The following is a 20,595-nucleotide window of genomic DNA, read 5'->3' on the forward strand; positions in this document are numbered from 1 at the left end:
GCTCCGCGATTTGCGCTGGCGCGGGGTGGAGCAGCCCGGTAGCTCGTCAGGCTCATAACCTGAAGGCCGCAGGTTCAAATCCTGCCCCCGCAACCAATTCTTACATAAATCGCTGAATACCACGATATAACTGACAATCGCCGTCACCGCCTCTGTTTCGCAGGGGCGGTTTTTTGCGTTTAGAGGCTTGGGTAGATGTCGGCGTTGCGTCTCAGCATGCGAGATCTCGGTTTGTGTGTTGGCATGCAGACCAGACCGGAGCCGGTCCGCGTGTTGCAACATCAGATTTGACGGCTTTCTCTATAATCGTTCACCCCGCTCGGACGCTGGGCAAGGCGCAGGTTGGGTATGGAACCTTCCTCCGCCTCAGTTTGAAATAAAGTCATATGTGCTACGTTGCTGGTAAAATACACGTTTATGCGAATGAATTTTCTTATCGATGTGAATTGCGATAGGGCTTCTCCATTCTCCTTGCGCTCTCGAAACGGCAAGACGCGCCTGGTCAAGGTGCGAGGCAGACAGCGCTTACGAACGATCCGCCTCGAACGCCATTTTTCCCAGCTTTGTCCAGACACCGCGCGCATGTTCGGCGTCGTCGCTGTTGAGTTTGTCGGCCATCCAGAGCAGTGCGCCGTAGATCATGGTGCGATCATCGTTGGTCAGGTCGACGACACCGGCTTTGACGACGAGACCGCCGAGTTCGATGAAGTGTCTTGTTCGCGCGCGCCGCTGCACTTGCCAGTCACGCATGTCAGTTCGGGCCTTGGCCGCCTGATGGCGATTGCGTGCTGAGCGGTTGCGCTTGAGCGCTGCCAGCGTTGTCGTCATTTGCCGGTGCAGCTCGTCGTGCCTTGCCGCGAAACCACGCCGCGCCGCGCTTGGCCCATGCCTCCCGTCTGGCCACGTCTTTCGTCTCGGCGATGGCGATCAGCGCACCGGCCAATTCATCGGCAGTGAGCATATCGGCCCCGGTGGCAATGACCAGTTCGCCAAGCTGCTGCACCTTGCGGAATTTCAGTTCCTTGGCCTTGTCCTCCAGCGCCTTCAGTTCCGCGTCGAAGTCTCTCGGTTTGCGCATGTGCCGTCTCCGTCGGTCATCCTTCGTTGTCGATGGAAGCATCATAGTTGAGCCCCTTGCGGAAGGCTTCTATGTTGCCGGGACGGTCTGGCACGGCCTGGTCCATCCCGAGATTTTTTCGAGGGAGGGCGCGCTTATACGTCGTTCCGACGTGCGCTTTTCCATGCTGGTGTTTGGATCGCGATGGCGATCTATCATCTTCACGTCAAGGTCATTGGCCGCAGGGCAGGCAGCAGCGCGGTGGCGTCGGCTGCCTACCGCTCGGCCTCGCGGCTGCGCGACGATCGGCTTGACCGCGTTCAGGACTTTTCCGCCAAACGCGGCGTGTTCCATTCCGAGGTCATGCTGCCGGAGAACGCGCCCGAACAATGGAGCGATCGTGAACGGCTCTGGAACGATGTCGAAGCTTTCGAGGTGCGTAAGGACGCCCAGCTTACGCCTGCAGGCCAGAACCGTTCCGAAAGCCGCATGCTGACTGCGAAACTAGGATGCCTTTTGCTTGCGGCCCGAGCGAAGACCCGGAGGTTTCGTATTCTCGGGGTTAATTTCCGCGAACAGTTCAGAAACATTCACAGACAAGACACTCGCGAAGGCCTCAAGGGTCGCCACGGTGACGTTTTCCGTGCCTCTTTCAACGCGTCCAACGTAAGAGCGGTCAATTTCAGCCTCGAACGCTAGCCGCTCCTGCGACAGGCCTTTGGCAACCCGAAGCCGCCTTAGATTCCAACCGATGGTCTGTCGCACGTCCATTTTGCAAACCATGCATATTAACGGCTTGACAATCGACGGACTGATGGTCCCTAATTAATTGTGGGTGCCGCTAGTGCGGGACCGTTCGCTGGATATGGTATCGGTCTATGCCCTCCGATCCACTTTTTTGCCCTAGCTGCGGCGTTGCCCTGTAGGAAGGGCGGCGAGTAGCCGATGGTTAACAATGACGCGCCAATGCCAGATCGCAGGAACTCTTGAATGCTGGGACGCCATTGATGGCTGATTGAGCAGCGAGAACTTGTAGGCACGGAAACGGCTGATTAACAGTGAGGAAGCAAATCATGAGCGCGGACTACATCGTGATTGAGGATTGGTACATCCTGACCGAAGCCGAAGCGATCGAGGTTGCAGTCGACCGGCACGGCGAGGATGAAACTACGTCGGTTGCCTATTGTGCGCTTGAAACATGGGGGGATCGCAGCGACCCCGAGTACCGGTTTTGGTTCGGCCTGTTTCTCAAACTGATGCAGCGGGAGCATGTAGGCTGGGCCTAGAGATCGGCACATCTGCTGCTGTTCTCGTTGCCAGGCAAGTCACGGACATTGCGCCTCAATACGGCTTCCGTATTCTGCTGAGCTCTGTAACGGTTGCTTAAGGATCGCCGCTGTTGAGTGCGCGCGCTTCGACGAGGACCGAAGAATCGAGCGTTCCAGCTGATCTCGGATGTCAATGAAGCCCAATTCAAAATGTGATTTCATATCAGCTCGACGCACGTGGTACGGCTATGAAAGCACTGGGCGAGAGCGTCCCAAATGCCTCCCCATCGTTATTCTGTAGAGCGACAATCTGGCTGAGATCACGTCTCATCTTGGTTGTCGCGCTGCATTATTCAGCGAAGCAGCCATTTTGCTATTCGTCGGCGTTCTGTCTGCACCGGTGCCAACAGTCGAACGGTTAAGCGACGGACATTCTTTAGCAGTCGCCTTAGTCTTCGACGTCCTCCAGCCGCTCGTCTCAAATAAACAAGCTCATCGGCGACAAGTCTATCACCAAACCATCGGCGTCGACCGACGCTGCTCCGGTTCATCAGCTAGAACCGCAGGGATCCGCAACCAATTCCTTCCCAGTATGTTATCGCCGGCGCCAAGACCTCAGCTTCAATCGCAAGCCTAGCTCGTCCTTCGCCAAAGCTCACCATAACCAAAAGGGTGAGGCGCGCTCGCGCTCAACTCGAGCGGACAGTACCAGCGCCATCAGGATAAACAGAAGAGCGTGCCCTGGCTGGATGCGGCCACCGCACGTTTGCGCAACGATGTTTTCGAAGCAGCGATGGCATTGCATAACCGAAGCCTCTGGAAAACAGCGGGCGTTTTCCAGTCACTCGACAATCTCCTCGGATGACCAAGATCGCATTGGAAAAACAATCTTTGATTGCAATACTCTTGCAATACCTATCGAGAGGGATTTATGGCTTATGGAAGAGGGTATGGCTCGCGGTGTCCTACTCCGTCCAACCAAGTCCTTTCAGGGATTAGCCAGATCTGCGGTAATGATCCATGCGCGGGAGTCGAAGAGCACGCCCTCGGAGGTCATGTGTGCCTCCAGCAGATCATGCAGACGCTGCAGTGATTGGTTGGCTGTCCCGTCCGTGTGCGAGAGCGCGTCCTTTACCATATACAGGTTGCCTAAGGCATCGACGGCGGAATCGACGTCAGGTCCATAGAAGACCGGTTCGTGCACATCGATGAAGTCGATCGAGGTGAAGCCGGCGGTGCTCAATAGCTTCGTGGCTATGGCGGGATCGCCGAGCGAAAACGCCTTGCCGGCTTTTTCAGAGATTGTGCTTCCTGGCGCCAGCGCCTGCCTGATGGCGCTGGACCATTTGTTGTGCTCTTCGCTTTGCCATACCATCCAGGCGATGCGTCCACCCGGACGTATCGCGCGGGCAATATTGGCAAATGCTACCGGCGGATCGGCAAAGAACATGACGCCGAACCGGCTGATGCATAGATCGAAGCCGGCGGCTGGAAAGACATGACTTTGCGCGTCGCCCAGCTCGAAGCTGACGTTGCGTAATCCCGCTTCAGCGCTACGTTGGCGCGCAATCTCAAGCATCTCGGCAGAAGTATCCACACCGACTGCGCTGCCTTGTGTTGCGGCAAGAGCTGCTTCCCGGGTGGTTTGCCCAGCGCCACAGCCGATATCGAGTATCCGGTCATGTGTCCGGACGCTGGCGACGGCTCGCAAATGCCGGTTATGCCGTGATAGTTCAGCGTCGTAAAAATCAGCACATTGCAGCACTACAAGCCTCCCTCACGTCCTCTCAATCGCCACCGGGGTCGGTTTTCGCAATGCCTCCGAATAGCTCGAACGCATTGTTCTTACACAATTTCGGATGGAAAACCGCTGGCGTTTTTCTGAAACTACTATGACAGACGTCGATCCTCCGTGCTCTACCCTCCTCATAAACTGATTGCATAGTAAGATCAGTTATGCAATATGAATCCAGTTGCAAATTGCAATTAGATGGATTTTGTCATGAATGAAACGAGATCATTCGCCTCCACGGAGACGTCAATCGAGGTCAAGGGCGCGAAACTTCAGACCCAGGCTTTCGGTGATCCCTCCAGCCCGCCCATCATATTGATCATGGGAGTGATGGCTTCGATGCTCTGGTGGCCGGACAGGTTCTGCGAGGCGCTTGCCGCCCGTCAGCGCTATGTTATCCGATACGACCAGCGCGACACCGGCCTCTCGACACACTATCCGCAAGGCGAGCCGGCTTATTCGTTCAGCGACCTTGCCGACGATGTCATCGCCGTTCTCGATGGCTACGGATTGGAAACGGTGCATGTGGTGGGCATGTCGATGGGCGGCGCCATTGCACAGGAAGTCGCGTTGCGCCATCCCCGGCGTGTCCGCACGCTTACGCTGATCAGCACATCACCGCTCGGCGTCGAGGGCTTGCCTTCCTCGACCAAGGCTTATCAGGAGCATTCCAGTTCCGCCGAAGCAGTCGATTGGTCCAACCTCGAGGCTATCGCCGATTTCCTGCGTCGCGAGACGGCAATGCTTGCCGGCACCAGGCATCCGCATGATCCTGACGCTGCAAAGGCCTTGATCGCTCGCGACATAGCCCGGGCGCCGTCATTTGCCAGTGCTACGAACCATTTCTCGCTTGTGAGCGAGGAAAGGCCCGCAACCCTTCAGGCCTCCGATATCAAGCTACCGGTCCTTGCGATCCACGGCACAGCCGATCCGCTGTTTCCCATAGGGCACGGAGAGGCCTTCACCAAGGTGGTGCGGGATGCGCGGCTGCACCGGGTCGAGGGTGGCGGGCATGAAATCCACGAGCGCGACATTGACGAGATCGCGCAGGCCATCATCGATCATACAGCCTGACAAACGACCGGAAAGCCAAGCGTAATCTGGCTTTCCGGTTTCGTCAGAAATTAGCTCCTCGGCTTCAGGTTCTCCGCATCGTAAAGCGGCTTGTAGCCGACGCCTGCGACTTCCACCGGGTAGGTCTCGCCGAAATATTCGACCTTCAGCTTGCGGCCTTCCTGAGCATAGGACCAAGGGAGGTAGGCGAGCGCAATGTTCTTGCCGATAGTCGGGCCGTAGGCGATCGAGGTGGTGAAGGAGCGGCGGCCGAGCTCGTCGACAAGGGTTTCGCCGGTTTCGGGGTCCATGACTGGCAGAATGCCGACGGGGTAGCGTGCCACGCCGTTGGAGTCGATATTATCGGTCATGACGAGCGTGCAGAGCATGGCCGGCTGGTGTTCGCGGGCGCGATATTCGAGGTGCTTCGCTTTGCCGCGGAAATCGGCTTCCTTGACCTTCGGGCGGGCAAGATCGGCTTCGAGCAGATTGTATTCCGTCAAAAGGTCGGCATTCTGCAGGCGCAGGCTCTTTTCCATGCGGCGGCTGTTGGCATAGGTTTCGACACCGACGGCGATGGCGCCGGTCGAACGCAGCGCATCCCAGACGGCCAGCGCGTCGCCATAGGCCATGTGCAGTTCCCAGCCCTGTTCGCCGACATAGGAAATGCGGAATGCCGTGACGTTCTTGCCGGTGATGCGGATCTGCTTGATCGCGGCGAAGGGGAAGTTCTCGTGCGTGAGGTTTTCCGGGTTCTCGACAACCTTCTGCAGGTTGGTGCGGGCATTCGGTCCCCAGATGCCGATCGTCACATAGCGTTCGGTAACGTCGGTGATGGTGACGTCGAAACCCTTATCCTGGGCAACACGGCGCATATAGTGGAAATCGCGCGGGCCGGCATCGGCGCCGTCGATCAGGCGGCAGCGATCGGCCATGCGGATGACAGTGAAATCAGCGCGCACCATGCCTTCGTCGTCGAGGAAGTGGGTGTAGATGCCCTTGCCGATATTGGCATCGCCACCGATCTTCGCGGCGCAGAGCCACTCCAGCAGCTCGACATGATCGGGGCCTTCGATGTCGTACATGGCAAAATGCGAGAGGTTGATGATGCCGCAATCTTCGCTGAGGGCCAGATGTTCGGCATTGGAGACGCGCCAGAAATGGCGGTTGTCCCATTCGTTTTCGCGTACCGGTATGCGATCGCCGTATTTTTCCAGCAGGTGCTCGTTGGCGGCATAGCCATGGGCACGCTCCCAGCCGCCGAGTTCCATGAAGTAGCCGCCGAGCTCTTTTTCCCTCTCATAGAAAGGCGAGCGGCGGACATTGCGGCCGGTCGCATAGGGTTCGCGCGGGTGGACTGCGGGGTTATAGATCTTCTGCGCAGCCTCGGTGCATCGACCTTCGATGAATTTTTCCTCCAGCATATGCGGGTAGAAGCGGGAATAATCGATCCTGTTGTGGTCGATCGGCGTGCGGCCGTCCGTCATCCAGTCGGCAACGAGCTTGCCGAAGCCAGGGCCGTCCTTCACCCAGATGGCGACGCAATACCAGAGGCCGCGGACCTTCTGGCTTTCGCCGACGGACGGACCGCCATCGGTCGTGACCTGCAGGAGGCCATTGAAGGAATGACCTTCGTTGTAGCCGAGTTCGCCGAGGATCGGCGTCAGTTCCATGGCGCGCTCGAGCGGCTCGATGATCTGTTCCATGTCGAGATCGCGCTGCGAGGGCGAAAGGCGAGCCTCGTGCTTTTCAAGGAGATCGCGGGGATGGCAGAGGCGGGGGTTCTTCTCTTCGTAATAACCCCACTCGATCTGGCCGCCTTCGGCGGTCTTCGGGTCGCCGGTGTCGCGCATATAGGCGGAGTTGCCCTGGTCGCGCATCAGCGGGAAGCCGATTTCCTTGCCGGTATTGGCAAACTCGTTGTAGGGGCCGAAGAAGGTCAGCGGATGGTCGACCGGCATGACCGGCAGGTCCTCGCCGACCATTTCGGCGATCAGGCGACCCCATAGGCCGGCGCAGACGATAACATATTCTGCTTCGATCGTGCCGCGATGGGTGACGACGCCGCTGATGCGGCCGTCTTTGACGATCAGCGACTGGGCCGGCGTATTGGCGAAGGATTGCAGCTTGCCGCTCTTTTCGCCCTGGTCGATCAACTTGCCGGCAACGGTCTGCGAACGGGGAATGACGAGGCCGGCATCCGGGTCCCACATGCCGCCCTGGACCATGCTTTCCTCGATCAGCGGGAATTTTTCCTTGATCTCGGCGGGCTCAATCAGGCGGGCGCGCGTACCGAAGGCCTTGCCCGAGGTGACCTTGCGCTTGATTTCCGCCATGCGGTCGTCATCGCCGACGCGTGCGACTTCCAGGCCACCGACGCGGGCATAGTGACCGAGTTTATCGTAGAAATCGATGGAGTAGAGCGTCGTCCAGCAGGAGAGGAAATCGTGGCTGGTCGTATAGCAGAAGTCGGAGGCATGGGCCGTCGAGCCGATATCCGTCGGGATGCCTGATTTGTCGATGCCGACAATATCGTCCCAGCCGCGCTCGATCAAATGGTGGGCGATCGATGCACCGACGATACCGCCAAGCCCGATGATGACGACCTTCGCCTTTTGAGGAAATACTGCCATTGCGTGCGACCCTGATTGATATTGGAAACGGATTTTATGATGTGTGCGGCGGCGACCAGAGCCTGTCTACGACATATTGAAGATGCTTGCACGACGACCGTCACGCTGTCCCATCAGGAAATGGCTGGGTTTGGCGGCGACATATGCTGATCGGAGATGTCGCAAGGACGACTTTATGATCGTCTGTACGCTATCCCTCATTATTGAGGGATCGACTGCATCATGATCTCGCGGCGCAGGATCGGGCCTTCCTGGCCGAAATAGGTGGTCAGCAGCTTGGCGAAATCATCTGATTGGTAGGTCTCAGTCAATGTCTGATCGACAAGCAGGCGGAAGGCAGAATCGTCTTGCCGGATGGCGATGCCATAGGGCTCATGCGTGAAGAGGCGGTTGCCGATGGCGAGCGTGGACGGATTATGGGCATGGGAAGCGAGATCGAAGAGCAGGGCGCGATCGGCGAAATAAGCATCGATCTTGTGGTTTTCGAGCGCGACCAGACCGTCTTGGTGCGTGGCGAACTCGGCGATCCGCGTCTTCGGCACGTCGGAGCCCAGCGCCTCGCGCAGGGTCGCGCCCGTCGTCGTGTCGGCGCGAACGCCGATCGCACTCGTTGCGGGGGCGGGCTTGGCGGAGACTTGCGCCAGCCGCTTGTCGAGGAACAAAGACATCAGATAATCGGGCGAATCCTTGCGCAGCAGGGCGCTGGCGCCAGTGATGAAGATCGGCTGCGAGAAATCGACGCTTTGGCGTCGCCCGAGATTGATGGTGATGGCGCCGCAGAGAAGGTCGACCTGGCCGCTTTTGACGGCATCGAAGCCATCGGCAAGCGTCGTCTCGACATAGTCGCGCTTGAGATCGGTGACCTTGCGCCCGACGGCATCGGCGATCTTGTTACAAAGGTCGATGGCATATCCCGCCGGGTTGCCATCCTTCCTCTTGAAGGAGAAGGGTTCTTCATCGCTGATGTAGCCGATGCGGATCGTACCTTTCTGGGCGATGAGATCCAGCGTCTGCGCGGCGGCTGCCACATAAGCGGACATGCCGAGGATGATGCCTGCCAGAACCAGTCGTCTCATGCAATGTGCCGGCATGATCCTGATCTCCAAAAGAAAATTGGGCAATCGCAAAGGCTTAGGCGCAGATTATGGCCTGACGGGTTTTTGTCAACGATGGATTGTTCTTGATCGCTCGCCGTCGAGCAGGGGTGGCGGCCTTTCCTGTCGCGAAGATCGGCTTTCAGTGAGACAGACTGTGACGCGCGGCCCAGCTGGAGATGGCGGCTGCAATCGCTTCCGGTTGATCTTCCGGCGCGATGTGCCTTGCCGGTCCGCAATTTTCGATCTCCAGTCCCGCAATATTCTCGCGGCACCAATCTATCATCCTTTCGCCGACCAGTAGCGTCTCCGCCGGACCATCGAAGGTCAGCAGTAGTTTCGGGATATCTTCGCTGCGGGCAAGCCAGGCATCATAGGCTTCGATGCGCGCCACGACATCGGCGGGCTCGCCTTCGATCGGCATTGCGCGCGGCCAGGCAAGCAGCGGCCGGCGGCTTTCGCGCGTGGGGTAGGGCGCGCGATAGACGGCATGATCCTCGGCGCTCAATCCATTCAGCACGGTGGCTTTCAATGCCTGTTCGATGAAGAAATTCTCGTCCAGAACCTTCGCTTCGCCCATGCCCGGCGAGCGCAGCAGCTCATAGCGAGGGCGTGCATTCGGCAGGTCGTTCCAGCTCAAAGGTCTGATGATCGTTTCCATGAAGGCGATGCCGCGCACGCGATCCGGATGGCGTGCAGCCCAGTCGAAGGCGAGCGCGCCGCCCCAATCATGGCCGATCAAAACGACATCATCGAGCGTGAGTTTATCGAACCAAGCTTCGAGATAGCGTGCGTGGTCCTCAAATGAATAAGCGATTTCAGGTTTGCCGGACCGGCCCATGCCGATGAGATCGGGAGCGAGGCGGCGGACAGGCGCGGCAATGGCCGGGCCGATATGTCGCCACAGGTAGGATGACGTCGGATTGCCATGCAGGAAGACGAAGGGTGTTCCCGTTCCGGCATCCTCGTAGAAGATCGTCGAGTCCAGTACATTGAGCGAGGGCATGTGGGTATCCTCTCGTGAAATAAAATGGTAAGGTACCTGTCTATTACCATAGTAGTCAGGTGCCTGTCTATATCCATGAAAGATTGTGTTCCCACCCGTCCGTCCCTGGGTCTGCTGTTGCGGCTCGTGCATCAACATTGGACACAGGATGTCGAAGCCGCCCTCGAAGAGGCCGGTTACGGCGATATCCGGCCACCGCATGCCAATGTCTTCACCTTCATGCGTCCGGAAGGAATTCAGGTGAGCGAGCTCACTCGGCTCGCCCATGTCCGCAAGCAGACGATGACGCAGGCGGTAGAGGAGTTGGAGCGCCTCGGCTATGTCGAGCGCAGACCCGACCCGAATGATCGGCGCGCAAGGCTCGTGTTTCTGACTGAGCGCGGCAAGGGCGTCAGGCCGATAGCCGCGGCAACAGGCCGCCTTGTGGATCAACGCTGGTCCGAAATCGCGGGTTCTGAGGAGATCGACGCGCTGAAGCAGGCTTTGCAGGAGGTGCTTGGCAAGCTCCGCAGCGACGGGGATTCCGCAGGGCCGATAGACGAGGCGGCGACATAGGAGGTCGGGTTGCGGTTTGGCCTTTAGCCCGGCCAGCACGCCCTCAGGCGCCCCATTCTCCAAACGTGTCGTGCCTGATGATCCATCGATCAACATCTCTTGAGTTTCGGCGCTTGTCATCCGTGACATAGTATCGCCGGCAATGACAGTTATCCGATGATCCCTTTGGAGGATGCGATTTCATGTCTTTTCGCCAGATGGTTCCCGGCCTGGCGCTGGCCCTTTCGCTGATATCGGCAACGGCATCAGCCGCGCCGCCCGAGCAAGGTCATGGCGCGCCTGCCAGTGCGAGCGGCGTGCTCTCGCTCCTGCCGCCAGATGCCGCGAGCGATCATGTGCTGAATGCCGATGGCAAGACCATTCCCTACACGGCGACAGCCGGAACGCTCGATCTCTTCGGCCAGGATGGGCAGCGCAGCGCGGCGATCTTCTACACCGCCTATGTCGCCAAGAACCGGGATGCGAACCGCCCCGTCACTTTCGTGTTTAATGGCGGGCCGGGTGCTGCTTCGGCCTTCCTCAATCTCGGGCTTGTCGGGCCGCGCATCGTCGATTTCGGCGCAGACGGGCGCGATGGCGCCCATGCCAAGTTGGTCGACAATCCACAAAGCTGGCTCGAATTTACCGATCTCGTGCTGATCGATCCGATCGGCACCGGCTGGAGCCGCGCCGCCAAGCCCGATGACCAGAATGATTTCTATAGTGTCGACAGCGATGCCGAAAGCCTTGCCAAGGCGATCGCCCTTTACGTTGCCCATAACAGCCGGGCGTCGTCGCCGAAGTACATTCTTGGAGAAAGCTATGGCGGATTTCGTTCGATCAAGGTTGCCAACAGCCTGCGCGAGGATCAGGGCATTCTGATTTCCGGTATCGTCATGCTCTCGCCCCTGCTGGAGGGCCGGTTCGTCTTCGGGGGCGGTGAGGATGCGCTTGGCGCAGCCCTGCAGTTGCCGTCGCTGGCGGCGGCCGAACTGGAGCGTCAAAACGCCTTCAGCGAGCAAGCGGTGCAGGATGCCGAGGCATTCGCCTTCAACGAATATCTGCCGACCCTTGCCGGACGGCCGCCATCGGCAGATGCCGGCCAAGCCTTCTATGGGCGCGTGGCGAAGCTAACCGGCATACCGCAGGATGTGGTCGCCAAGAACCAGGGCTTTCTCGGAGGGGTCTATCGCAAACATTCCGATGGCGATGGCGCGGATGTGGCGAGCGCCTATGATGCGTCCTTCCTGGCGCCGGATCCCTATCCGCAGTCGGAGGCCGAGCATGGCGGCGATCCGGTTCTGGATGGCTTCGTCCGCGCCTATGGCGGTGCCTTTTCAGGCTATGCCCGTGATGAACTGGGCTTCCATACCGACATGACCTACACGCTTCTGTCGTCATCCGTGAATAGGGAATGGAAGTGGGGTGGGCGCAATGGCGGCTCGCGTGGAACCGCCGGTGTTGGCGACGATCTCAAGGAGCTGCTGTCGCTCTCGCCGTCCTTCCGCGTGATGATCGGGCAGGGCTATAGCGATCTCGTCATTCCGTTCGGGGTGAACAAATATGTGCTCGACCATATGCCGTCTGCCTTTGCGGATCGCGTGGCGATGAAGCTCTATCGCGGCGGCCATATGTTCTACACGCGGCCGGCATCGCGCGAGCAGTTCACGAGCGATGCCAAGGCGTTTTATACCGGGCAGGTCAAGGCAGCGCCGTCAACGCAATCGAACTGAGCGCCGTCTCGGGTGCTCTACCTGGAATACGGCGGCGTTGCGAGGCTGGCCTTCATCTGTTTCTCGCAACCATTGCCTTGATGGTTTCAAAGAGTTCGTCCTTTGCCTGCTGCGGACTGATATCCCCCGTCGTCGCGGCATAGGACAGGGCTTCGGCCGCACCCAGCATCGCCCAGAGGCCCGCCGATGCAATGGAACCGGTAGTGGCGAAGGGAGCAAGCAGCGCACGGCACTTCTCGAGGAAGGCCGTTTCATATTCGCGCTTGATTTTTTCAAGCTCCGGCGAGCCCGCGAGCGCGGCGATGATGCCGGGTATTTCGCGCCCCTGCAGTAGCACGCAATCGACATAGGAGGCCGCTATCACCTCGGCCCGGCCTGCCAGCGTCGGGGTACTTGCATCAAGCGCCTTGTCCATCACCTCCGTCTGCCTGATGTCGAATTCGCGATAGAGTGCGGCCAGCAGGCCGGAACGGGTGATAAAATGGTCGTAGACCACGGGTTTCGTCACACCGGCGCGCTCGGAGAGCCGCCCCAGCGTCAGGGCTTCCGTTCCCTCCTCTCCGGCGATTTGCCAGGCGACCTCGATGAGCTGCCTATGGCGCTCCTCCCGCGTCAGCCGACTGCGGGACTCCGGTTTCTTCGTCTGCATGCTTGACATCGCTATATACCAAAAGTAACTTACTAAAAGTATATAAGATCGAGCCGCCGCTCACAATGTGTCAGCAGGAGTTTTTCATATGCATGCGCTTATCGTCATTGCCAATCCGAATCCCGCTTCGTTCAGCCACAGCGTCGCGGCCAAAGTCGCCGAAGGTGTAACGGCTTCGGGCGCTACATTCGAAATCGCGGATCTTACGGCGGAAGGTTTTGATCCGAGATTCAGCGCTGCCGATATTGCCGCCCATCTCAGAGAAGGTCCATCGCCCGAAGATGTCGTTGCCGAGCAGGCGCGGATCGATCGTGCGGATGCACTGGTGCTCGTCTATCCCGTCTATTGGTGGTCCATGCCCGGGCTTCTCAAGGGATGGATCGACCGGGTGTTCAGCAATGGCTGGGCCTATGACGAAATATCTGCGGAAAAGACGATCAAAAAGCTGAGCCGCCTTCCGATCCACCTGATCGCTATCGGCGGCGCAACCATGCGCACCTATGCGCGCCACGGCTATTTCGGCGCCATGAGGACGCAGATCGATCATGGCATTTTCGGATACTGCGGGGCTCCCGTCGCGACCTCCGAATTGCTGCTGACGGAGACGCAGGATATGAGTTCCCATCTCGATACCGCCCGCGCCATCGGGCAAAATCTCTTTGCTGTTTCGCGATCGACGAAGGCGGCGGATGCGGCCTAATCGTGCTGCTGCAGTTGAAAGAGATGCTTGATGCGCGAGCTTAGCGAGGTCACGTGAGCGCCATGGCCGAGCATATCGACATTGGCGAAGAGATGCTGCTCCGCCTCGATGCGTTTTGCCAGAATGGCGCCGAGTTCTTCGGCAAGGGTCGGCCGGTCGTGCAGCAGCGGCGCGAGACATTCCTCGCCGATTTCATAGGTGACGACGAAGGTCAGGGCGCGAACCGTCCCGACTTCGCCCGACCCCATCAGCAGCCCGTTCTCACCGAAATAATCCCCTGGCGCAAGGCGCGTCAGCTCGATCTGACGATGCCCTTCGCGGCGGGTGATGCTGACGACGCCCGAGCGGACGATCGTGAGCGCCCGCATGCGGGTATCCTGTTCGGCGATGACGGCATCCTTGCGATAGGTCCGGCGCTGCATATGTGATGCCAGATGTTCCTTTTCATCCTCGGTCAGCGAAGAGAACAGGGGGATATTGCTGATAAGCCGCCAGGGCGTTCCGGGCGCATGTTGCTTCTCGTCGGCCGCCTCGGGCTTTTGCTCCATCGAAAGCATGATCGTGCCGGGGGGATCGGCGAATTTCAAGTTTGCCGCCTTGGCGTGGCGAAATAGCAGATCATAGATCTCGTTCTTCGCGGCTTGTGTCAGCGACATGTCGCGCACGCGAAAAGACAACTGCAGTTCGATCGCCTGTCCATCGATGGAATTGATGGCGACATTGGGTTCCGGGTTCTTCTGGATCGAATTGCAGCTGATCAAGACGTTTTGCATCACATCCGCGATGATGCGCGGTAGAGTGGTCGGTTGAATCCGAACTGTGACGGTGGCGCCATGGCTCTCGTCGGGCGCGGAGAGATTGGTCAGTCGCGTCTTGGCAAGGATGCTGTTCGGAATGACGACCAGATCGTTGGTGCCGCTCAGCAATTGCGTGGCGCGCCAATTGGTTTCGACGACGCGGCCCTGGACATCATTTTCGAGGACGATCCAGTCGCCGACGGAGTAGGGGCGGCCGAGATTGAGGGCGATGCCGGAGAAGACGTCGCTGAGGGTGCTCTGCAAGGCGAGACCGAGAATGATGGCGAAGACGCCCGATGTTGCGATCAGTGTACCGATCGGGACGCTGAAGACATTACCGACGATGGAGAGAATGGCGCCGAGATAGATGACGCCGACGATCAAATCCTGCAGCAGCCGGCCTTCGCGGGGCTTGCGCTCGAAAATCAGGAACAGCCGCACGCAGGCGATCAGCACCCAGGCGCCGTTGACCCACCAGACGATCTTGGCAAAGCCCGTGAAGGTGCGCAGCGTCACCGAGTCCTGCGGCGGGCTCGGCTCATAGGGGACGATGCCGTGATAGAACAAAAGTGCCGTCAGGCAGACGAAGAAAGCGATCTGGCCGATCAGACGGCCGGCCCGCTGATGACGCAGCATGACGCGGCTCACGAAGGTGCCGACGACAACCAGAATGAAGAACTGGACGATCGGATCGCCAAGAAGTGCAATGGACATGGGGACTTGGTCGCACTCGGTCTTTCGGATGGGCGCTAAATTGGCACGAAAGAAGCGGCAGCGCCATATGCAGAAAAAGTATGATTAATTGACGCCGACGCCTTGATCTCAGGACTTGCACCTTGATAATTAGATGACGATTATCATCTTATATCTGTCATCCCATCCTGCTATCTGCTCTCGCAGCGCAATCCTTAGCGCTCCGACATCATTAAGGAATATCCATGACACAGTCTTTCGAGATTCGCGGCGATCTGCTGATCGGCTCAGATTCTACCGGTGGCAACAGAACCGTGCGTGCCGTCAACCCGGCGACCGGCGCAAACCTGGAGCCGGCCTTTGCGATCGCCAGCGAGAGCGATGTCGCCAAGGCTTGCGAGCTGGCGGCCCAGGCGTTCGATGTCTACCGCGCCACCAGCCCGGAGCAGCGCGCGGCATTTCTCGAAAAGATTGCCGACAATATCATTGGCATCGGTGATGCGCTGATCGAGCGCGCGACGGAGGAGACTGGCCTGCCGGTGGCGCGTCTGCAGGGCGAGCGTGCACGCACCGTCGGCCAGCTGCGGCTCTTCGCGCAGGTGGTCCGCGCCGGCGAGTGGCTCGATCTGCGCGTCGATCCGGCACTGCCGGAGCGCAAGCCGCTGCCGCGCCCCGATCTGCGCCTGCGCCAGATCCCGCTCGGTCCGGTCGCCGTCTTCGGCGCTAGCAACTTCCCGCTCGCCTTCTCGGTTGCCGGTGGTGATACGGCGTCGGCGCTTGCCGCCGGTTGCCCGGTCGTCGTCAAGGGCCACCTTGCCCATCCGGGCACGGGCGAGCTTGTCGGCCGCGCCATCCGCGCCGCCGTTGCCGAATGTGGCCTGCCGGAGGGTACATTCTCGTTGCTGACCGGCGCCAACGAAACCGGCGCAGCACTGGTGCGCGATCCCCGCATCAAGGCTGTCGGCTTCACCGGATCGCGTGGCGGTGGCCTCGCGCTTGGCGCCATTGCCGCGGCTCGGCCCGAGCCGATCCCAGTCTATGCCGAGATGAGCAGCGTTAACCCCGTCTTCCTCTTCCCGGCCGCTCTCGCAGCACGTGCTGAGGCGATTGGCACAGGTTTCATCGATTCCCTGACGCTCGGTGCCGGCCAATTCTGCACCAATCCTGGCCTGCTTTTTGCGATCGAAAGCCCCGATCTCGATCGCTTCGTCCAGGCTGCCAGTGACGCGCTGACCGGCCGTGCGCCCGCGCCAATGCTGACGCCAGGCATTCACGCCGCCTTCGACAAGGGCGTTGCCGCGCTCGCCGAGCATGAGGCTGTCAAGACCGTCGCTCACGGCGCCCCGGCTGAAGGCGTCAATCGCAGCCCCGGTATCTTCTTCGAGACCGACGTCGAGGAGTTCCTGGCGGATGAACGCCTCGGCCATGAGGTCTTCGGTGCGGCGAGCCTTCTTGTGCGCTGCAAGGATATCGACCAGATGATCGCCGTTGCTGAGAAGCTCGAAGGTCAGCTGACCGCGACGCTGCAGATCGAAGCGGAAGATTATGCGACGGCCGCCAAGCTGGTGCCGGTGCTGGAGCGCAAAGTCGGGCGTATTCTCGCCAATGGCTGGCCGACTGGCGTCGAAGTCTCCCACGCCATGGTGCATGGCGGGCCGTTCCCGGCGACCTCGGACAGCCGCACGACCTCGGTCGGCACGCTGGCCATCCGTCGCTTCCTGCGCCCGGTATCCTATCAGGATCTCCCGGAAGGACTGCTGCCGGCGGAATTGCGCGATGACGGCGTCAAGTCGCTGCCGCATCTGCTGGATGGCGTGCGCAAGGGTAATTGAGCGGCAAAGTGCCCCTCATCCGGCCTGCCGGCCACCTTCTCCCCGTTTTGACGGGGAGAAGGAGATAGACGCACCCACAGCCTTCCTTCCGACTGCCTTCTCAGGGGAGGATGCAGAGGTCGTTCCCTCTCATCCGTCAAAACCAGGGCAATCCTATATGAGGCACATCGGCGCCGCACACACCTTCTCCCCGCGGGGAGAAGGGAGGAATGCGGCAATTCCACGACTTAAAGTAATTGGAAACCTCAAACCTCCGCGTAAACAATTCCTGTAAACGAGCCGGCATGGTGCAGCAATTCGCGCTCGCTCGAACCATCAAGGCTCGCGGAATAGAGATTGCCGCCGATGTCGGTGAAGAACATGCGGTTGTTGGGTAGATCGAGCGAGAGGCCGATGCCTTCGTCGAGGCCCTCGAGGACGACTTGGGAGGTTGCGGCGATATCGCCCATCGCTGCGCGGTTGACGGTATTGCCGCGGGGGAGATTGCCACGGTCGGTCCAGTAGATCGTGCGGGTGGCGAGATCCAGTTCGAGGTCGATTGGTTCCGGCAGCTTGTCGAGCAGGATTTCGATATCGCTGCGGTTTGTCGCGGTTTCGCCGGCAGGAATATTGATACCGGCACGGAAGATGCGGCCGAGACCGGCATCCGGCGGCCCTTTCTGGGTCCAGTAGATCTGCCCGAGCGGCAGATCGAGAGCGATGCCGACGCACCAGCGTTCGATATCGGCGCTATCTCCCGGGCTGTCGCCGTTCTGCACCAGAGTTTCGATGTCGCTGCCGTCGATATTGGCGCGCATGACGCGCATGCCCTCGCGGTCGCACCAATAGAGCTTGCCGTTGTCGCGGTCGAGCTGGATCTGCTTCGGCGTGACGAGCGTGCCGCCCGGCGGAATCAGCGTGATGTGGTTGCCGCCGTCGAGGTCCATGCGCTCGATGGAACCGTCATGGGCGTTGTAGTCGTTGCCCATCTCCGTCCAGTAGATCCAGCCGTTCTCGCTGTCGACGAGAATGCCGTCCGGGCTGCGGCCTTGCCGCTGGACGATGAGCTTCAAATCGGTGCCGTTGATGGCGGAGGAGAGGATTCGTCCGTCGTTGATATCGAGGAAAAACAGTCTTTCGATCTTGTCGGTGGTGGTGGCAGGCGTCCGTGCTTCTGACATGAGAGCATCCTTTCGAGGGGCGGATCTGCGGATCACAGCGCGGCAATCATGGCATCGTTTGATGACAGCATCATTCGCCGCTGCGATCAGGACGAGCATCTGCTGCGCTGCAGCAAAGATCAAGGGCCGGATTGTCGCGGTCTACGCGGAGGGCTGTCAAATAAGTGTCATCGGCCTGATATAAATCCCCGGCATTCCCATAGAGCTGCACCACAGTCGAGGGCGGAAACCGAAGCCGGAGGTGATTGATATCATGTCGACGCTCCAGCAGATCGCTTTTCGCGCCGGCTGTTCGGTTGCGACCGCCAGCCGGGTGATGAATCGCAGCGGTCCGGTCAGCGATGAGATGGTGCGGCGCGTGCGCCGGGCGGCGGCAGAGCTTGGCTATCGGGCGGGTGGGCGTATCGGCACCGGCCGGCCGGCGATAGGCGTCCTCATTCCGAGCATCACCAATCCGGTTTTCGCGGCTTCGCTTTCCAGCATCCAGAATCGAGCTCTTCACGCGGGGCATAGCGTGCTGATCGCCCAATCGAATTACGATCCGGCACAGGAGGCCGATGCCGTTGCCTCGCTTCTCCAGCAGCAGCCGACCGGCCTCATCCTGACACTCTGCGATCCCGAACGTAGCCTGGTCCTGTCATCCGCCCTGCCGCCAACCGTGTTGCTCGGCAACCTGCCGACCGCCCGCTTTACTGCCGCCGTCGCCACCGACAATTTCGGTGCCGGCCGGGACCTAACCGAACATCTCCTGCAAATGGGGCACCGCCGCATCCTGTTCATATCAGGCCACTTCGCGGCATCGGATCGGGCGAAACTGCGCTATCACGGCTATGTCAGGGCGATGGCGGCGGCAGGCCAGCAGCCTCTTGATGCCCTGGAGATTTCCTTCGTGAATAGCCTGGAACAGCTCGATCTTTCGGATGCTGTTTCGCGGTTCGCTCCGACGGCGATCATTGCTTCCAACGATCTTCTGGCGCTCGGCGTCATGGGCGCGCTTCGGCGCCAGGGTATTTCGATCCCGCGCGATATTTCCGTCGCCGGCTTCGACGGAATTTCCCTTGGCTTTCTGGGCGAGGTGTCTCTGACGACGGTCGAAATTCCGGATGGAACCATGGGTGCCGCTGCCGCCTCGCTGCTGCTCGATATGGCGGAAAATGCCGCGCCGCCGCGTCATCTGAGCGTGCCCTATCGGCTGCGTTCCGGCGGAACGGTGCGCAACCTCACTCTCCAATCCTGACATACCTTTGCATATGAAAACGCCGCCTCTTGTTGGGAGGCGGCGCGGATTACTGGATCTGTTCGAAAGATCAGCTGCGCGGCAGCAGGCCTTCGATGTCGGAAGCGGCGTCGTCGAGCGCTTCCTTCGGAGCGGCCGAGCCGTCGACGATGCGCGAGAGGTTATCGACGATGGTCTGCGTGACCTTGACGCCGTTGGAGCCCGGGAAGGCATACCAGGGGACCATGATCGACATCTGGCTGAGACCAGCCTGGAACAGCGGGTTCTTCTTGTAGAAGTCACCGAGATATTCCGCCGACTTGGCGGCAAGCTCATTGTTCGGAACATAGCCGGTGCCGGGAACGACGACAGAGGCGCCATAGGGGCCGGCGGCGAACTTGGCGAATTTCCAGGCGGCTTCTTCCTTGACCGGATCATGGGTCAGGATGACGACGGCATTGCCACCTGTCGGCAGACGCCCATTGACCGGGTCGATCAGCGGCAACTTGGCGGTGCGTAGGTCGAACTTGGCACCGACATTCTTGATGGTGTTGACGAGAGCGCCAGTCGTCTGGAATTCAAAGCCGACCTTGCCGGCTGCGAAAGCCTGTTCGCCGGCAGCCTTGGTGAAGACCGGCATGCCGCCTTCCTTGACGAAGCGCTGGATCAGTTCGACGGCCTTCTGGCCCTCGGGGCCGTTGAAGGCAACCTTCGTCTCATCGTCGCTCAGCATCTTGCCGCCAGCGCCGAAAAGGAGGGCCGAGAACATCCAGTCGTCGCCCTGCCAGCGGAAGTCCATGCCGTCGACGCCGTTGCCGAGCGCCTTGATCTTGCCGGCAAGCGCGATGACCTCATCCCAGGTCTTCGGCGGGTTGTCCGGGTTGCCGCCGGCAGCCTTCACCAGGTCGGCGTTGTAATACATGATCGGGTTGGACGTCGCGAAGGCGAGGCCAACCTGCTTGCCCTTGACCTGGGCGAGCTTCAGGATCGTGTCCGAGAAGCCCTGCTCGGCCATGTTGCCCTCTTTCTTGACCAGGGGGCCGAGGTCGACGGCGACATTGCGCTCGTCGATCATGCGTAGGCGGTTGAGGCCGATGAAGGTGACGTCAGGCATTTCGCTGGTGCCGGCCTGGCGCAGGATGGTCTGGATGCCTTCCTCATAGGTGGCCGAAGGAGCGGCGAACTGGATCTTGATGTCAGGATTTTCTTCCATGAACTTCTTCGAGATCGTGTCCATCACGTTCTTGAAGAAGCCGGGCATGGGATAGTGAACCGTCAGGGTGGTTTCGGCGTAAGCCGGGACCGTCACGACCATCGAAATGGCCGCAGCGGCGAGAATCTGGGTGATATGCTTCATCGCTCGTTCTCCGTTTTCGAA

General features: G+C 59.8%; 18 protein-coding genes, 1 tRNA gene and 1 pseudogene. 9 read left to right on the forward strand and 11 right to left on the reverse strand.

Annotation, left to right across the window (positions count from 1 at the left end; translation table 11 throughout):
- Window positions 1–19: 19 nt before the first annotated feature.
- Window positions 20–96 (forward strand) — tRNA-Met (locus tag PH558_RS00005).
- A gap of 429 nt (window positions 97–525) precedes the next feature.
- Here the strand turns inward: PH558_RS00005 and PH558_RS00010 are convergent.
- Both PH558_RS00010 and PH558_RS00015 read right to left on the reverse strand, forming a co-directional pair.
- The gene (locus PH558_RS00010; protein ID WP_285201444.1) at window positions 526–750 is read right to left on the reverse strand and encodes a conjugal transfer protein TraD; all 225 of its coding nucleotides are present in this window, start codon (window positions 748–750) and stop codon (window positions 526–528) included.
- 1 nt (window position 751) lies between these two features.
- Window positions 752–1,078 (reverse strand): conjugal transfer protein TraD, encoded by a 327-nt coding sequence (locus PH558_RS00015; RefSeq protein ID WP_285201445.1) that lies wholly within the window; start codon window positions 1,076–1,078, stop codon window positions 752–754.
- A gap of 183 nt (window positions 1,079–1,261) precedes the next feature.
- On the opposite strand from PH558_RS00015, the pseudogene PH558_RS00020 reads away from it, so the two are divergent.
- Window positions 1,262–1,513, forward strand: a pseudogene (locus PH558_RS00020) (MobA/MobL family protein); the annotation flags it as partial.
- A 48-nt stretch (window positions 1,514–1,561) separates the two neighbouring features.
- On the opposite strand, the gene PH558_RS00025 reads toward PH558_RS00020, so the two are convergent.
- Window positions 1,562–1,828 (reverse strand): helix-turn-helix domain-containing protein, encoded by a 267-nt coding sequence (locus PH558_RS00025; RefSeq protein WP_285201446.1) that lies wholly within the window; start codon window positions 1,826–1,828, stop codon window positions 1,562–1,564.
- Between the two features lie 302 nt (window positions 1,829–2,130).
- Here PH558_RS00025 and PH558_RS00030 point away from each other — a divergent pair, with 302 nt between their 5' ends.
- Window positions 2,131–2,343 (forward strand): hypothetical protein, encoded by a 213-nt coding sequence (locus PH558_RS00030; protein ID WP_483314111.1) that lies wholly within the window; start codon window positions 2,131–2,133, stop codon window positions 2,341–2,343.
- A gap of 970 nt (window positions 2,344–3,313) precedes the next feature.
- Here the strand turns inward: PH558_RS00030 and PH558_RS00035 are convergent.
- Window positions 3,314–4,090: a class I SAM-dependent methyltransferase gene (locus PH558_RS00035; RefSeq protein ID WP_285201447.1), complete on the reverse strand. Its 777-nt coding sequence runs from the start codon at window positions 4,088–4,090 to the stop codon at window positions 3,314–3,316.
- A 237-nt stretch (window positions 4,091–4,327) separates the two neighbouring features.
- On the opposite strand from PH558_RS00035, the gene PH558_RS00040 reads away from it, so the two are divergent.
- Window positions 4,328–5,191: an alpha/beta fold hydrolase gene (locus PH558_RS00040; protein ID WP_285201448.1), complete on the forward strand. Its 864-nt coding sequence runs from the start codon at window positions 4,328–4,330 to the stop codon at window positions 5,189–5,191.
- A gap of 50 nt (window positions 5,192–5,241) precedes the next feature.
- On the opposite strand, the gene PH558_RS00045 is transcribed toward PH558_RS00040, so the two are convergent.
- From PH558_RS00045 to PH558_RS00055, 3 genes are all read right to left on the reverse strand, one after another.
- Window positions 5,242–7,803 (reverse strand): GcvT family protein, encoded by a 2,562-nt coding sequence (locus PH558_RS00045; RefSeq protein WP_285201452.1) that lies wholly within the window; start codon window positions 7,801–7,803, stop codon window positions 5,242–5,244.
- A 200-nt stretch (window positions 7,804–8,003) separates the two neighbouring features.
- Window positions 8,004–8,894: an amino acid ABC transporter substrate-binding protein gene (locus tag PH558_RS00050; RefSeq protein WP_285201455.1), complete on the reverse strand. Its 891-nt coding sequence runs from the start codon at window positions 8,892–8,894 to the stop codon at window positions 8,004–8,006.
- Window positions 8,895–9,039: 145 nt separating this feature from the next.
- Window positions 9,040–10,041, reverse strand: a complete 1,002-nt coding sequence (locus PH558_RS00055; RefSeq protein ID WP_350223794.1) for a haloalkane dehalogenase — start codon at window positions 10,039–10,041, stop codon at window positions 9,040–9,042.
- Between PH558_RS00055 and PH558_RS00060 the strand changes: the two genes are divergently transcribed.
- Complete coding sequence (locus tag PH558_RS00060; RefSeq protein ID WP_285201464.1) at window positions 9,979–10,458, forward strand: MarR family winged helix-turn-helix transcriptional regulator; 480 nt, start codon at window positions 9,979–9,981, stop codon at window positions 10,456–10,458. The genes PH558_RS00055 and PH558_RS00060 overlap by 63 nt on opposite strands.
- A 182-nt stretch (window positions 10,459–10,640) precedes the next feature.
- Complete coding sequence (locus PH558_RS00065; protein ID WP_285201466.1) at window positions 10,641–12,170, forward strand: S10 family peptidase; 1,530 nt, start codon at window positions 10,641–10,643, stop codon at window positions 12,168–12,170.
- 52 nt (window positions 12,171–12,222) lie between these two features.
- On the opposite strand, the gene PH558_RS00070 is transcribed toward PH558_RS00065, so the two are convergent.
- Window positions 12,223–12,828 carry a TetR/AcrR family transcriptional regulator gene (locus PH558_RS00070; RefSeq protein ID WP_285201468.1) on the reverse strand — a complete coding sequence of 202 codons (606 nt, stop codon included), beginning with the start codon at window positions 12,826–12,828 and terminating at the stop codon, window positions 12,223–12,225.
- Window positions 12,829–12,907: 79 nt separating this feature from the next.
- Between PH558_RS00070 and PH558_RS00075 the strand changes: the two genes are divergently transcribed.
- Window positions 12,908–13,519, forward strand: a complete 612-nt coding sequence (locus PH558_RS00075; RefSeq protein WP_113409046.1) for an NAD(P)H-dependent oxidoreductase — start codon at window positions 12,908–12,910, stop codon at window positions 13,517–13,519.
- On the opposite strand, the gene PH558_RS00080 is transcribed toward PH558_RS00075, so the two are convergent.
- Entirely contained in the window at window positions 13,516–15,030 is a 1,515-nt protein-coding gene (locus PH558_RS00080) for a mechanosensitive ion channel family protein (protein WP_285201470.1), read from the reverse strand. The genes PH558_RS00075 and PH558_RS00080 overlap by 4 nt on opposite strands.
- Before the next feature lie 224 nt (window positions 15,031–15,254).
- On the opposite strand from PH558_RS00080, the gene PH558_RS00085 reads away from it, so the two are divergent.
- Complete coding sequence (locus tag PH558_RS00085; RefSeq protein ID WP_285201472.1) at window positions 15,255–16,841, forward strand: aldehyde dehydrogenase (NADP(+)); 1,587 nt, start codon at window positions 15,255–15,257, stop codon at window positions 16,839–16,841.
- Window positions 16,842–17,086: 245 nt separating this feature from the next.
- Here the strand turns inward: PH558_RS00085 and PH558_RS00090 are convergent, their stop codons facing one another.
- Entirely contained in the window at window positions 17,087–18,001 is a 915-nt protein-coding gene (locus tag PH558_RS00090; RefSeq protein WP_285201473.1) for a YncE family protein, read from the reverse strand.
- Between the two features lie 253 nt (window positions 18,002–18,254).
- On the opposite strand from PH558_RS00090, the gene PH558_RS00095 reads away from it, so the two are divergent.
- On the forward strand, window positions 18,255–19,238 hold the full coding sequence (locus PH558_RS00095; RefSeq protein ID WP_285201474.1) for a substrate-binding domain-containing protein: 984 nt from the start codon (window positions 18,255–18,257) through the stop codon (window positions 19,236–19,238).
- A 70-nt stretch (window positions 19,239–19,308) separates the two neighbouring features.
- On the opposite strand, the gene PH558_RS00100 is transcribed toward PH558_RS00095, so the two are convergent.
- Window positions 19,309–20,574, reverse strand: coding sequence for an ABC transporter substrate-binding protein (locus tag PH558_RS00100; RefSeq protein ID WP_095435943.1), 1,266 nt, complete (start codon window positions 20,572–20,574; stop codon window positions 19,309–19,311).
- Window positions 20,575–20,595 lie beyond the last annotated feature (21 nt).

The organism is Rhizobium pantanalense (genome assembly GCF_030182525.1).
Classification (GTDB): domain Bacteria; phylum Pseudomonadota; class Alphaproteobacteria; order Rhizobiales; family Rhizobiaceae; genus Rhizobium.